Genomic DNA, 13,339 nt, shown 5'->3' with positions numbered 1-13,339 from the left:
CGCTTTCAGCTCTGGTAGCGCCGGGGCGTGAAGACCCGGTCAGCGGAATCGTGTGAGTACCACTGGGTTTGGGACGACCCGATGATCAGCAGGCAGCGCATGTCGATCTCGCCGGGATCCAGATCGGCCAGCCGGACCACGCGGACGTCTTCATCGGGGCCGGACACGTTGCGGCCGACCACCACCGGCGTGCCGGGTTCACGGTGGGCCAGCAGTATGTCGCGCATTGCGCCCACCTGCCAGGTTCGCGTCTTGGAAGCCGGGTTGTAGATGGCCAGCACCAGATCGGCGGTCGCGGCGGCCTGCAATCGCGCGGAGATCACCTCCCACGGCTTGAGGCGGTCGGACAGCGAGATCACCGCATAGTCGTGCCCCAACGGGGCGCCGACCCGGCTGGCGACCGCCTGGGCGGCGGTCATCGCCGGAATCACCCGTACCTGCACAGCCGGCCATTCCTTGGCCTCTTCCAGCACCGCGGTTGCCATCGCGAACACCCCCGGGTCACCGGACGACACCACCGCGACGGCGCGGCCCTGCTCGGCCAGCGCGCAGGCCAGTCGGGCCCGTTCGGGCTCGTCGCGGTTGTCGCTGGGGTGACGTTGCTGGCCCTCGCGCACCGGGACGCGGTCCAGGTAGCCGCCGTAGCCGATCAGGTCGGTCGCCGCGGTCAGCTCGCGCCGGGTCTGCGGCGTCATCCAGTCCACGTCGCCGGGGCCCAGGCCCACCACCGCGACGCTGCCGGCGGCGGGGGTGCGTCGTCCGCGCTGCCCGCCCGGCAGGATGGCCAGCGAGAAGTACGGAACGCCGGCCTCGTCGACGTCGGCGGCGGGCAGTATGCGTTGCGTGGCGGTGCTGGCCCGCTCCACATAAAACGCGTCGTCAAGCTGTCCCGATGCCGAAAGCGCTTCCCGCACAGCATGATACGAACGCCCAAGCTTGAGCACCACTGCGGCGTCGGCGTCGACGAGCCGACGGGTCAGCTCTTCGACCGGCAAGGTGCCCGGCAGCACCGACAGCACCTCGTCGCCGGCCACCAACGGTGTCGCGATGGCCGCCGAGGCGGCGCTCACCGACGTCACGCCGGGCACGATGACGGCGTCGAACCGCTCCGTCAGCCGGGTGTGCAGATGCATGTAGGAGCTGTAGAACAGCGGATCACCCTCGGCCAGCAGGGCCACATTGCGACCGGCGTCGAGGTGCGCCGCGATGCGCTCGGTGGCTTCGACGTAGAAGTCCTCGATCGCACCGGCATAGCCGCCGGGATGGTCGGTCGTCTCGGTGGTGACGGGGTAGACCAGGTGCTCTTCGACCTGACCCGGCCGCAGATACTGTTCGGCGATACCGCGGGCGATGCTGCGGCCGTGCCGGGCGCTGTGATAGGCCACCACGTCGGCCTCGCCGATCACCCGGGCGGCTTTGACGGTCACCAATTCCGGGTCACCGGGCCCCAACCCGACGCCCCACAAGGTCCCTCGCTGGGTGCCCCGGTTGGTCACTCGTGGTCGCTCGCGATCGCGTTCACGGCGGCGGCGGCCATCGCACTGCCGCCGCGACGGCCCCGCACCACCAGGTACGACGTCCCGCGTGGGTTGTCGATGAGCTCCTGTTTGGACTGCGCCGACCCGACGAAGCCCACCGGGCCGCCCAGCACCCCGGCCGGCGGGGCAAGCCCGTCGTCGACCAACTCGAGCAGCCGGAACAGGGCGGTCGGGGCGTTGCCGATCGCCAGCACCGCGCCGGGTAGCCGGTCCGCCCACAGCTCCACCCCGGCCGCCGAGCGAGTGGTCTGTCGCCGAGCGGCCAGCTCGGCCGCCCGCGGATCGGCCACCAGTGACACCACCTGGTTGTCGGCCGGCAGTCGTGCGGCGGTGATCCCGGCGGCCACCATCGACGAATCGCACAGCACGGGAGCGCCGCTTCGCAGGGCAGCGCCGACCCGTTCGACGACATCGTCGGTGAACGCGACGTGCTCGGCGACGTCGACCTGCCCGCAGGTGTGGATCAGCCGGACCACCACCTGTGCCACGTCGGCCGGGAATCGCGCCAGATCGGCTTCGGCGCGGATCGTCGCGAACGACTGGCGATAGATCTCCGCCGCGTCGCGGATGTAGTCGAGCACCCGCCCACTTTAAGGCTCGCCCACGTGGCGACCCGCCGCCCCCGGCTACAGCCGCCGGTATCCGTCCGGCGTGGCCACCAGCACCTCACCGGCGAGCGGACTGCCGCACGCCCGGTCGCACCCGACGAAGTGACGGTGCCGTCTCGCATCCACGTCCCGCGCATCCAGCGATTGCGCCGCGTCGGCCCGCACATCGGCGGCCGAGCGTGCGCAGCCGGGGCTGCCGGTGCAGGCGCTGACCGTCAGCCAGGGCGAGTGCTCGTCGAACACCAGACCTAAGGGCGCCAGCACGCGGAGCGCGACGTCGGCCACCTCTTCGCGGAGATCACACACCAGCACCGACCGCCACGGCGTGATCACCAGCGGCGCCTCGATCGCAGCCAGGTACTCCGCAACGCGTGCCGACAGCACGCCCAGCGGCGCCGCGGCGCCCAGCGTCACGCGGCCGTCATCCTGGTTGATCCAGCCCACGGGCGGCTTGGTGACGGCCGGAAAGGAGATGGCACCCGGTTCGGCATCGGGCAGCAATTGCCGAACATCGTCCAATTCCTTGACGCGCCAAGCTGTTCCGCGGATATCGACGAACCGCGTTGCGAGAGTGACCAGCATCTCGACCACTTCGCCGGCCACCAGCCGGACACCGGTGTCGCGTCCGGCGAGCAACAGCGCGCAGCCGTCGGGAAACGCGTGCACCCCGACGTCTGCGCACAGCCCCGACACGTCGGCGCGCCCGTCGTCCAGGCTGAACCAGAATCGACCACCCAGCTCGGCGAGCCTCGACTCGCCACAGATCGCGGCGTCCAACTCGCCGACCCAGGGCCGCACGTCGAGCTGGCCGCCGACTCGCCCCGACAGCGGTGACGCCACGATGTTGCGGACCCGCTCATGCGTGGTCGACGGCAACAGGCCCGCGGCGCCGAGCGCCTCGGCAACCGCGGTCACATCGGTCAGGCCGCGCAACTGCACATTGCCCCGAGCGGTCAGCTCGAGCGTGCCTGATCCCGCCTGGCTACTGACGGCGGCCACCGCGGCCAGTTGGGCGGCCGTGATCATGCCGCCGGGTAGCCGGATCCGGGCCAGGGCGCCATCGGCCGCCTGGTGCACCTGCAATGCACCCGGGCATGCGTCGGTGTCGCGCGTCCTGGCCACGCGTCCACGGTACGGGGCCCGCGCACGACGATGGCCGGGATTGCCGTCAGCCAGACGTAAACCCTTACCCGAGCCCCCAACCGCGCCTTAGCGTCGGCACAGTGAGCATTGCCACCGCGCTCGATGCTGCGTCGAGCAAGCCGGCGGGCGGGCCGAGCGGGTTATGGGCGCGCCGCAAATGGGAAGTCGTGCGCGTCGCGTCGCCGCTGGCGTTGTTGGCGCTGTGGCAACTGGGCAGCGCGCTCGGCGTGATTCCCGCCGATGTGCTTCCGGCCCCTACCTTGATCGTCGAGGCCGGCGTGGAGGTGAGCCGCAACGGTCAGCTCGCCGACGCGCTGCACATCTCCACCGTCCGCGTCGTCGAGGGACTGCTGCTGGGCGGGATCATCGGGATCGCGGCGGGCGCGGCGGTCGGCCTGTCCCGCTGGGTCGAATCGACCGTGGACCCACCTATGCAGATGATCCGGGCATTGCCGCACCTGGGACTGATCCCACTGTTCATCCTCTGGTTCGGGATCGGCGAGCTGCCCAAAGTGTTGCGCGTCGCTCTGGGTGTGGTCTTCCCGCTCTACCTCAACACCTTTTCGGCGATTCGGCAGGTCGACCCCAAGATGCTGGAAACCGCGCAGGCGCTGGGCTTTTCGTTCTCCGCGCGGTTCACCCGGATCATCGTGCCCAGCACGGCGCCGCAGGTGCTCGTCGGCTTCCGCCAGTCGCTGGCCATCGCGTGGCTGACACTGATCGTCGCCGAGCAGATCAACGCCGACAAGGGGATTGGCTTCCTGGTCAACAACGCCCGCGATTTCCTGCGAATCGACATCATCATCTTCGGACTCACCATCTATGCGCTGCTGGGCATCCTCACCGATGCGATCGTCCGGCTCATCGAGCGTCGCACACTGTTTGGGGCCAAAGCCGCCGCCGGTCGCGGTGCCGTTATCGGAGTTGTCGGGTCTCACACTGCAGGTGGGGGATCAGAAGGGTGGCACCGAAGCGCTGCTGCGCGCCGCGAGGCAGCTGGACAACCTGCCCTACCGTGTCGCGTTTTCGACGTTCACCTCCGGGCCACCGCAGGTCGAGGCGGCCACCGCGGGCAAGATCGACTTCGCGATCACCGGCAATACGCCGCCGATCTTCGGGGCCGCCAGCAACGCACGGATCAAGGCGGTTTCCGCGTACCGTGGCGGCGGGGCGGGCAATCGCATTCTGGTGCATGCTGATTCGCCGATCACTTCGGTCTCCGGCTTGCGCGGGAAGGCGATCGCCGTCGCCAAGGGCAGCTCGTCGCACGCCAACCTGCTGGCCCAGCTGGACAAGGCCGGGCTCAAACCCGCCGAGGTGAAGTTCGTGTTTCTGCAGCCCGCAGATGCGCTGTCGGCGTTCAGCCAACACCAGGCCGACGCGTGGGCCATCTGGGATCCGTACACGGCCCAGGTCGAGCGGCAGATCCCGGTGCGCAGCATCGCCGAGGCGCAGGGCGTCACCAACGGCGACTGGGTCGGCGTCGCATCCGACCAGGCGCTGGACGATCCGAAACGCAACACGGCGCTGTCCGACCTGCTGGTACGTTTTGAAAAGGGTGTGCAGTGGGCCCGGGCCCATCCGCAGGAGTGGGCCCAAAACTATTCTGCCGCAGTGGGGTTGGAGTCTCACGTGGCGGCGGTTGCGGCGAACCGCAGCCTGCGATTACCGACCGAACTCGGTGACGACGTGGTCGCATCGGAACAGAAACTGGCCGACCTGTTCGCGTCCCGGGCCAACTCGCATCGTCGCCCAGGTTCGCCAACTGGGTCGACCGGCGATTCAATGATGCACTGCGACAATGCCTCGCCAGCTGATCTGAGAAGTTATGGCCGAAAGGGGGTTACCTGAACCCCGGAGGATTGAACACACGTCAGTACGGGCATCCTGGTGTCCGTGAGGACGATGGAATATGCCCCGGGCCGGCTGGCCGATGTCTTCGGCGAGCCTGCGCCATCCACGATTTTGCTGTGGCATGGCGCGCAAACCGATGCCCGGCGCGCCGTCGGCCCCCTGGCCGGCATGCTGGCCGGTCGATCTGCGGTGGTGATCGCCCCCGACTGGAACTCCCACGCCGAGGACGGCGGGCGTGCGGACCTGTTGCAGTCCCTGGAGTTCGCCCGCAACCTCGCCGCCGACGCCGAGCGCATCCTGCTCGTCGGGTGGTCGATAGGCGGCGCCGCCGCGGCGGGCGTCACGCTGCACGCGGCGCAATTCGACTTCGCCCCCGCACACACGGTCTGCCTCGCCGGAGCTTTCATGGTCCCCGATCCGATCTCCGGTGCCCCGCTGACCGATGGACTCACCGCTTCCGATATCTGTTCGCCATTCACGTTGCTGCACGGTCTCGACGATGACGTCGTGCCGGTGGACGCCAGCAGAGACTTCGCCGCCCGCCTGAAAGGGGTCGGTTGGCCGGTGGAGGTGGTCGAACTGGCGGCCGATCACGGGTCGATCGCCGGCGCCGACTATGACGCCCTCGCGGACCGTTACGAACCGGCGAAGGACGGACCGGCCCGGGTCATGGCCCAACAGGTTGCCGGCCGGATAGCGGCGATGCTGGGCGGTTGAGCGGTCTGGGTCGCGGCCCACTAGGCACGACGGCGCCCCGTTGGGGTACGAATGATGCGTGGCTGAGCCGACCATCCTGCTGCTGTCGACATCCGATACGGACCTGATCAGCGCCCGTTCCAGCGAGAAAAACTATCGGTGGGCCAACCCGTCGCGGCTGTCGGAAGACGAACTGCCCGACCTGCTGGCCGACGTCGCCATCGTGGTGGTGCGGATCCTCGGCGGCTACCGGGCTTGGCAGAGCGGTATCGACACGGTCCTCGCCAGCGGTGTGCCCACGGTATTGGTCAGCGGCGAGCAGGCGGCCGATGCCGAGCTGACCGGTCTGTCCACACCGGCGGCCGGCATTGCGGTGCAGGCGCACATCTATCTGGCCCACGGAGGCGTGGACAACCTGCGCCAGCTGCACGCCTTTCTGTCGGACACCGTGCTGATGACCGGGTTCGGGTTCACCCCACCGGTGGTGACGCCGAACTGGGGTGAGTTGGCGCGGCCGAACGCCACAGAGATCGACTGCCCCACGATCGCCGTGCTGTACTACCGCGCGCAGCACCTGGCCGGCAACACCGGCTATGTCGAGGCGCTGTGTCAGGCCATCGAGGACGCCGGCGCGCGCCCGTTGCCGGTCTACTGTGCGTCGTTGCGTACCGCCGAACCCGAACTGCTGCAACGGTTGGGCGACGCCGACGCCATGGTGGTCACCGTCCTGGCGGCCGGGGGATTGAAGCCGGCCACGGCGTCGGCCGGGGGTGATGACGACAGCTGGAACGTCGAACACCTTGCCGCCCTGGATATCCCGATCCTGCAGGGGCTGTGCCTGACCAGCCCGCGCGCCCAGTGGTGCGAGAACGATGACGGCCTGAGCCCGCTCGACGTGGCCAGCCAGGTCGCGGTGCCCGAGTTCGACGGCCGCATCATCACGGTGCCGTTCTCCTTCAAGGAGATCGACGCGGACGGGCTGATCTCCTATGTCGCCGACGCCGAACGCTGCGCCCGGGTCGCGGGACTGGCGGTGCGCCACGCGCAGCTGCGTCATGTCGCGCCGGCGGACAAGCGGGTGGCCCTGGTGTTCTCGGCCTATCCCACCAAGCACGCCCGCATCGGCAACGCGGTCGGGCTGGACACGCCGGCGAGCGCCGTCGCGCTGCTGCAGGCGATGCGCGAGCACGGCTACCGGGTGGGCGAGCTGCCAGGTGTCGAGGCCAACGACGGGGACGCCTTGATCCACGCGCTGATCGAGCGGGGCGGCCAAGACCCCGACTGGCTCACCCAGGGGCAGCTGGAAGGCAACCCGATCCGGGTGTCCGCCAAGGACTACCGCGAATGGTTCGCGGGCCTGCCCACCGAATTCACCGACGCCGTCACCGAGCATTGGGGCCCGGCGCCCGGGAATCTGTTTGTGGACCGCAGCAACGATCCCGATGGTGAAATCGTCATCGCCGCAATGCAATCGGACAACCTGGTGCTGATGGTGCAGCCGCCGCGCGGCTTCGGGGAGAACCCGGTCGCCATCTACCACGACCCGGACCTGCCGCCCAGCCACCACTACCTGGCCGCCTACCACTGGCTGGACGTCGGCTTCGGGTCGCACGCGGTGGTGCATCTGGGCAAGCACGGCAACCTGGAATGGCTGCCCGGCAAGACGCTGGGCATGTCGGCGGCCTGCGGGCCCGACGCCGCGCTGGGCAACCTGCCGATGATCTACCCCTTCCTGGTCAACGACCCCGGCGAGGGCACCCAGGCCAAAAGGCGGGCGCATGCCGTTCTGGTCGACCATCTGATCCCGCCGATGGCGCGCGCCGAATCCTATGGCGATATCGCGCGTTTGGAGCAGCTGCTCGACGAGCACGCCAACGTCGCCGCGTTGGATCCGGGCAAGCTACCCGCCATCCGCCAGCAGATCTGGACGCTGATTCGCGCGGCGAAGATGGACCACGATCTGGGTCTGACCGAGCGGCCCGAAGAAGATTCGTTCGACGACATGCTGCTGCACGTCGACGGCTGGCTGTGCGAGATCAAGGATGTCCAGATCCGTGACGGCCTGCACATCCTGGGGCAAACGCCAACGGGGGAAGCCGAACTCGATCTGGTGCTGGCCATCCTTCGGGCTCGCCAACTGTTCGGCGGCGAGCACGCCCTCCCCGGCTTGCGTCAGGCGCTGGGGCTGGCCGAGGACGGCACCGACGACCGGACGACGGTCGATCAGACCGAGGCCGCGGCCCGCGAACTCGTCGCCGCGTTGCAGGCGTCCGGCTGGGATCCCGAAGCGGCCGAACGGGTTACCGACAACGCCGACGTCGCGGCGGTGCTGCGGTTCGCGGCCACCGAAGTGGTGCCCCGGCTGGCCGGCACAGCCGCCGAAATCGATCAGGTGCTGCGCGCCCTGGACGGTCGTTTCATCCCGTCCGGCCCGTCGGGCTCGCCGCTTCGCGGCCTGGTCAACGTGTTGCCGACGGGCCGCAACTTCTATTCCGTCGACCCCAAAGCGGTGCCGTCCCGGCTGGCCTGGGAAGCCGGTGTGGCGCTGGCGGATTCGCTGCTCACCCGCTACCGCGACGACCACGGGCGGTGGCCGCAGTCGGTGGGGCTGTCGGTCTGGGGCACCTCGGCCATGCGCACCGCCGGTGACGACATCGCCGAAGTCCTTGCCCTGCTCGGCGTTCGGCCGGTGTGGGACGACGCGTCACGGCGTGTCGTGGACATGGCGGCGATTCCGCTGGCCGAGCTGGGCCGCCCGCGCATCGATGTGACGGTGCGCATCTCCGGCTTTTTCCGGGACGCCTTCCCCCACGTCGTGACGATGCTCGACGACGCGGTGCGGCTGGTCGCCGATCTCGACGAGCCGGCCGAAGATAATTACGTGCGTGCGCACGCCCAAGCCGACCTGGCTCAGCACGGCGATCAACGCCGCTCCACCACAAGGATTTTCGGATCCAAGCCGGGCACCTATGGCGCCGGGTTGCTGCAGCTGATCGACAGTCGCAACTGGCGTGACGACGCCGACCTGGCCGCGGTGTACACCGCGTGGGGCGGCTTCGCCTACGGCCGCGACCTGGACGGCCGCGAGGCTGTCGACGACATGAACCGGCAGTACCGGCGTATCGCGGTGGCCGCCAAGAACACCGACACCCGCGAGCACGACATCGCCGACTCCGACGACTACTTCCAGTACCACGGCGGCATGGTGGCCACCGTCCGCGCGCTGACCGGCCAGGCGCCGGCCGCCTACATCGGTGACAACACCCGCCCGGACGCGATCCGCACCCGCACCCTGTCTGAGGAGACCGCCCGGGTGTTCCGGGCGCGCGTCGTCAATCCGCGCTGGATGGCGGCGATGCGCCGACATGGATACAAGGGTGCGTTCGAGATGGCGGCGACGGTGGACTACCTGTTCGGCTACGACGCGACCGCGGGGGTGATGGCCGACTGGATGTACGAGCAACTCACCGAGCGCTACGTGCTGGACCCGGAGAACCGGAAGTTCATGTCGGAGTCGAATCCCTGGGCACTGCACGGCATGGCCGAGCGGCTGCTGGAGGCGGCCGGGCGCGGTATGTGGGCGGCGCCGCAACCGGGAACCCTTGACGGGCTGCGCCAGGCGCTGCTGGAAACCGAGGGCGATCTGGAAGGCTGACGCCTTCAGATGAAGTCGGACCCGCCGTCCACGTTGACGGTTGCGCCGGTGACGTAGCCGTTGCGCCGCGATGCCAGGTATGCGGTGAGGGAAGCGACCTCTTCGGGAAGGCCGGCACGGCCGAGGTCGCAGGGCTGGTGAAAGTTGTTGTCGATCCAGGTCATGACATCGACCGGATTGGTGGCGTCGAGTCCATCGGCGGCGAGGATGTCTTTGAGTGCCTCGGTGAAGCTCGCGGTCACAATGGTTCCCGGGCACACGCAGTCGACCAGGATGCCGTCCGCGGCAAGGCTTTTCGACAGGTTCTTGGTGACGCTGGCCAAGGCCGATTTCGATGCCGTGTAGGCGATGATCCGCGGGTTCTGGCGCTGAATCGAATGCGCGGACAACGTCACGATTCGCGCCCAGTCCGCGGCGCGCAGCAGCGGCAAACAGGCGCGAATTGATCGAACAGCCGACATCGTGCCGAGGGTGAACGCCTCGTCCCACTGGGCGTCGTCCATCTGCTCGAAATAACCGTCGCCCGGTCCGATCGTATGGACGAGGCTGTTGAGTTGTCCCCAACGTTGCGAGACCGCGTCGAAACCATCGACGATCGACGCGGCATCGGTCATATCGACGCTGATTCCCACGGCATCCGGAGCGCCCGCGCGGCGCAGCGACGTGACGGCGGCATCGAGCGATTCCCGGCTCCTGGCCATCACCGCCACGCTGGCCCCTTCGGTCGCCAGGGTTTCGGCGATTGCCAGTCCCATACCCTTGCTGCCCCCGGTGACCACGGCCGTCGATCCGGCAAAACCCAGGTCCATCGCTAGTCTCCTTTGATCGATTCTCCGACCCGCACGCCCAGCCCACGCAGGCAAAACGCAACCATGCGTTCGCGGAGATCCTCGCGATCGCCATCGCCCGTCGCCCAGTGCTGGTTGATGCCCGCCCACACCACCCCGTGAATGAACTGGGCGTCGATGGTCGGGTCGACGTGGTGGAACACGCCGCTCTGCAGACCCCGCTGGAGCGCGTCGCTGAGCGGTTTGAGCATTTCGGCGTACGCGGGCTGGACCAGTGCGGGGGACTGTGACTGAGCTTCCAACGACAGGCGACGCAAATCGGATTTGATGTTGTCGTCGAATGCCAAGTCGAGTCGTCCATCGATCCACGCTGCAACCGCGTCGATCTCCTTGACGGCGGCCGCCATTCGCCGTCGCAGTCGGCGTCCCTCAGTGCGCGCCATGTCGAGGAAGAGCGCGATCACCAAGTCGTCCTTGGATTCGAAATGGCGGTAGAACGCTCTGGTACCCAGGGCGGCTCGTTCCAGGACCGCGCCGATGCTGAGCTTCCCGATTCCCTGTTCGCGCAATACCGTTGACGCGGCGGCCAGGATCTCGCGGCGCACTGCTGCGTCCGGACCGAGCTTGTCGCGTCGTCGAGTGCGGGGGGTGTTCACGGATTCACGCAGTCGCGTCGTAGGCGGACAGATAGTCCGCGAACCGCTCGCGGACGCCTTCGGGTGTCAGGCCGTAGTCGGCCAGGTCGTAGTCATGTGCGCCGCGGGAGCCCGGTCGGTGATCTGCGGCCCAACGCTTGACGGAGGCATGGGTGGCATCGGTGAACGTCAAGCCCAAGGTGTCGTAGCCGGTTTGCAGCGTGCCCACCGGATCGTTTTGCAGGTCCGCGAACGAGACGTCGGCGAATCGGTGGTTGCCCATCCGGCTGCGGAAATCCATTGCCCGACCGACACCTTCAACCCAGCTGTTGACTTGTTCGGCGCCGAGCTCCCTGGGATCGTCGCGGTCGCTGCTCCAGCTGCGGACATACCGAATCAGGCTGCAGACCGAACCCATCACTTTGGCCGGATCGCGATGGCTCCACAGGAATTTGGCGTCGGGGTAGGCCTCAACGAGCGCGTCGAGGGCGAACATGTGCACGGGCGTCTTGAGATGCCACAGCACCGGTGGGCAGTGCCATTGCAACAGCCGGAGCGCCCGCCGATGAAAAAGGTAGGTTCCGCGCATGTCGCAGCCCATCAACCACGCGAGATAGCCGGGTGCACGAACGGCGCCGTCGAAGTGGAAGGTACGGAAGCTCATTCCCATCAGGTCCTGGCATTCGGTCGGGGCCGTGGGCTCGGAGTTGTACAAGGTTTTCATCAACGGAAACATGTCGTCGAGCATCTTCAGGCCGGCCTCGGCCTGCGCGATCCGCGGGTCGCTGTGTTCGGTGGCGGCCTCCGGCGGTGGGGTCGGTGCTTGCGATTCCCACATCCGCAGCGAGCGGAACTGCGGATCGGCGGCCACCAGCTGGCTCAGCGCAGTGGTCCCGGTGCGGGGTAGGCCGATGACGAAGACCGGGCCGCCGACCGCCTGGTCGTCGATCTCGGGGTGCTGGCGGTAGGCGTCCTCGACCTTGAGGCGCTGGATCAGGGCGTTGCTGATGGTGGCGTGCTGGATGACTTGCCCTGTGTCGTTGAGGTCCGCCTCGGTGTTCAGCGCTTCGACGATGCGTTCGAGTCCTTCGCGGTAATACGACGCACCGAAATCGTCGAGACCGGTCGCGGTTCGGGCACCGTCCTCTAACTCGTCGGCATCGAATGTCACCGTCCGAACCTCTCATGCACCGCGCGGCGACGCGCCGCGAGGACGGATCCACGCTCTTCACGGCTGACTTGGACAGTGTCCGAAGGCAATTCGGCGCGGAGATCATCGAACGGCACGACTCGTGTCGTGGGCGTGGGCGCAGTTTCGGTACGCACGCAGCGCAGGATGATCGGACCGTTGCTGTGCCCGGCGGTGTCAAGCCAATTGGCGATTCCGGGATCACGATCGCACAGCACGACTCGCACCAGCCCATCGGAGTCCACCACGGCCTGATGGGCATTCAGGCTGGACTGGTGGCGTCCATAGTGAATCGTCTCCCACCACGGGTTGCCAATCGAGAAGCTCCAGTAGATGCCTTCCGGCGGTTGCACTTCGACGATGAGTGCCTCGCCCGGGCACAGCTGCCACCGGCCGATCACCGGCCTGTTCTCCGCGGCGGCTCCGATGTCGGTGCGGTCGATCGGGGGCAGGAAACCGTTGGGGGGTGCGGCGGCGCCGAACTGCGAAAAGAACGCCAGGTTGTCCGCGACAAAGGCGCCGAGGGCGATCAGCTGCCGTGTCACCGCCAAGTCCGGATCGACGGGACGGCGGGTGACCGGTACGGCGTCGCCGAGTCGCTCGATGCGCAGCGACGATGCCACCTCGGTATTCCAGTCATAGAAGAAATGCCGCACCGTCAAAGTGGGATGTTCACCTTCGATGCGCATCCAATTGCCCGCTCGCCCCGGCTGTTCAGAGGCTGACAGCACCACCTCGAAGTTGCCGTCCGGATCCGTCTCGAGCTCGTCGACCAACTCGTTCGCGATCGCGGTGATGCCGTTCATCGTCTGCAGTCCGACGTAGCGGGCGGTGCCGCGATTGCCGAACAGTCGATAGCTCTCCCCGCCGCGCAGCGCGGCGCGGGTGTAGAGGCAATCCGGGCACTCCATACCCCAGGTCGCGATGTCGTCGGTGCTGGTGCGTTGGACGCGCAAGACCGGGTCCGGGTCGAATCGCAGCACCTCATCGATACCCGCGGTGAGCAGTACCAGCAGGTGCCGGATCCCGGCAGCGGCGTCGATTCGATTGTGGCTGGCCGACTCGGATTCGACGCTCTGCGCGGCGTCGTCGAGCCGGCTCAACAGGTGTGACCACGCTTGGAACACATCGGGATTGCGGGTTTCACCCGGAGATTCCGGCCCCAAAGCCGCCTCGGCGATCGTGAACGGCAACCATGACAGCGGCTTCTTCGGATCGCTCACGATTCCCTAC

At 67.9% G+C, this 13,339-nt stretch carries 9 protein-coding genes and 2 pseudogenes; 4 read left to right on the top strand and 7 right to left on the bottom strand.

The annotated features are described in order from the left end of the window. Window positions 1–5: 5 nt before the first annotated feature. Genes A5782_RS01645 through cobG form a run of 3 tightly spaced genes read right to left on the bottom strand, consistent with a single transcriptional unit; the run spans window position 6 to window position 3,268 of the window. Window positions 6–1,496: a precorrin-2 C(20)-methyltransferase gene (locus tag A5782_RS01645; RefSeq protein WP_067094154.1), complete on the bottom strand. Its 1,491-nt coding sequence runs from the start codon at window positions 1,494–1,496 to the stop codon at window positions 6–8. Beyond that, the gene (locus A5782_RS01640) at window positions 1,493–2,119 is read right to left on the bottom strand and encodes a precorrin-8X methylmutase (RefSeq protein ID WP_067094152.1); all 627 of its coding nucleotides are present in this window, start codon (window positions 2,117–2,119) and stop codon (window positions 1,493–1,495) included. The genes A5782_RS01645 and A5782_RS01640 overlap by 4 nt, the downstream gene beginning before the upstream one ends. 45 nt (window positions 2,120–2,164) lie before the next feature. Further along, window positions 2,165–3,268: a precorrin-3B synthase gene (gene cobG, locus A5782_RS01635; protein ID WP_067094149.1), complete on the bottom strand. Its 1,104-nt coding sequence runs from the start codon at window positions 3,266–3,268 to the stop codon at window positions 2,165–2,167. 101 nt (window positions 3,269–3,369) lie between these two features. Between cobG and A5782_RS01630 the strand changes: the two are divergent. The 4 genes and pseudogenes from A5782_RS01630 to cobN form a co-directional block, all read left to right on the top strand. Continuing rightward, window positions 3,370–4,170 (top strand): annotated as a pseudogene (locus A5782_RS01630) (ABC transporter permease); the annotation flags it as partial. Beyond that, window positions 4,136–5,106: pseudogene (locus tag A5782_RS01625) on the top strand (ABC transporter substrate-binding protein). The pseudogenes A5782_RS01630 and A5782_RS01625, both read left to right, overlap by 35 nt. Window positions 5,107–5,185: 79 nt before the next feature. Further along, a complete protein-coding gene (locus A5782_RS01620; protein WP_082942736.1) occupies window positions 5,186–5,860 on the top strand; it encodes an alpha/beta hydrolase in 675 nt (224 codons plus the stop codon). Window positions 5,861–5,918: 58 nt separating this feature from the next. Continuing rightward, entirely contained in the window at window positions 5,919–9,494 is a 3,576-nt protein-coding gene (cobN, locus tag A5782_RS01615) for a cobaltochelatase subunit CobN (RefSeq protein WP_067094143.1), read from the top strand. 5 nt (window positions 9,495–9,499) lie between these two features. Here the strand turns inward: cobN and A5782_RS01610 are convergent, their stop codons facing one another. Genes A5782_RS01610 through A5782_RS01595 form a run of 4 tightly spaced genes read right to left on the bottom strand, consistent with a single transcriptional unit; the run spans window position 9,500 to window position 13,329 of the window. Further along, a complete protein-coding gene (locus A5782_RS01610) occupies window positions 9,500–10,303 on the bottom strand; it encodes an SDR family NAD(P)-dependent oxidoreductase (protein ID WP_067094140.1) in 804 nt (267 codons plus the stop codon). Between the two features lie 2 nt (window positions 10,304–10,305). Then, complete coding sequence (locus A5782_RS01605) at window positions 10,306–10,938, bottom strand: TetR/AcrR family transcriptional regulator (RefSeq protein WP_067094136.1); 633 nt, start codon at window positions 10,936–10,938, stop codon at window positions 10,306–10,308. Window positions 10,939–10,942: 4 nt separating this feature from the next. Then, the gene (locus A5782_RS01600; protein WP_067094132.1) at window positions 10,943–12,088 is read right to left on the bottom strand and encodes a sulfotransferase; all 1,146 of its coding nucleotides are present in this window, start codon (window positions 12,086–12,088) and stop codon (window positions 10,943–10,945) included. Further along, entirely contained in the window at window positions 12,085–13,329 is a 1,245-nt protein-coding gene (locus tag A5782_RS01595) for a DUF1214 domain-containing protein (RefSeq protein ID WP_197694072.1), read from the bottom strand. Before A5782_RS01595 ends, A5782_RS01600 begins: the two co-directional genes overlap by 4 nt. Window positions 13,330–13,339: the final 10 nt, after the last annotated feature.

It is taken from the genome of Mycobacterium sp. 852002-40037_SCH5390672 (assembly GCF_001665875.1).
Classification (GTDB): Bacteria; Actinomycetota; Actinomycetes; order Mycobacteriales; family Mycobacteriaceae; genus Mycobacterium.
The sequence above is the reverse complement of the archived record's forward strand: the minus strand, read 5'-3'. Positions and strand labels throughout refer to the sequence as shown.

Excerpts from the sequence above, each read along its gene's own strand:
- A5782_RS01610 (WP_067094140.1), bottom strand. The coding sequence starts at position 10,303 with ATGGACCTGGGTTTTGCCGGATCGACGGCCGTGGTCACCGGGGGCAGC.